The organism is Streptomyces sp. NPDC002742, assembly GCF_042888885.1.
Lineage (GTDB): Bacteria > Actinomycetota > Actinomycetes > Streptomycetales > Streptomycetaceae > Streptomyces.
Genome location: NZ_JBIAQF010000017.1, coordinates 181,146 through 181,988 on the forward strand (window position 1 = coordinate 181,146; position 843 = coordinate 181,988).

The following is an 843-nucleotide window of genomic DNA, read 5'->3' on the forward strand; positions in this document are numbered from 1 at the left end:
GCCACCACGGTCATCGCGACGGAACCCGCCGCCACCGCTACCGCCACCACGGTTGTCATCGCGACGGAAACCGCCACCACCGCTGCTACCGCCACCGCGATTGTCGTCACGGCGGAAGCCACCACCGCCGCTGCCACCACGGTCATCGCGACGGAACCCGCCGCCACCGCTACCGCCACCACGGTTGTCATCGCGACGGAAACCGCCACCACCGCTGCTACCGCCACCACGGTTGTCGTCACGGCGGAAGCCACCACGGTCGTCATCGCGACGCGGGCTGCTGGGCCGCTCGTCACGGTTGAAGGCAGGACGGTCCCCGTCGCGACGCGGACCGGACGCGCGGTCGTCGCGGCGCGGACCGCTCGGACGGTCGTCACGACGGAACGGCGGCCTGCCGCCCCGATCACCCTCGCGGCGGTCGTCACGGCCGCTACCGCCACCACGGTTGTCGTCGCGACGGAAGCCACCGCGGTCGCCACCACGGTCACCGCCACGGTCGTCACGCCGGCCTGAGCCGCCGCGGTCATTGTCTCGGCGCGGGCCCCCGCGGTAGTCACCGCGGTCACCACTGTCACGACGGCGCTGGTCGCGCTCCGGTCGCTCGTCGGGAGAGTTGGTGGACATGGGTGACTCCTGTCATCGGTACCGCAAGTCATTCTCGCGCAGCCGGGTACTCGGCGCGCTTCGGAAAAAAACAAAAAGGACCCCTGGTTCCAGCGAGTCGCTGGGACCAGGGGTCCTCCAAAGATTGTTCGGCGGCGTCCTACTCTCCCACAGGGTCCCCCCTGCAGTACCATCGGCGCTGTGAGGCTTAGCTTCCGGGTTCGGAATGTAACCGGGCGT

General features: G+C 69.6%; 1 protein-coding gene and 1 rRNA gene. Both read right to left on the reverse strand.

Features of this window, described 5'->3' with window-relative positions:
• On the reverse strand, nt 1–575 hold a 575-nt coding region (locus ACFYW8_RS28920), incomplete at its 3' end, for a hypothetical protein (RefSeq protein WP_389082718.1).
• Between the two features lie 175 nt (nt 576–750).
• Nucleotides 751–843: ribosomal RNA gene (gene rrf / locus ACFYW8_RS28925) — 5S ribosomal RNA — on the reverse strand; the annotation flags it as partial.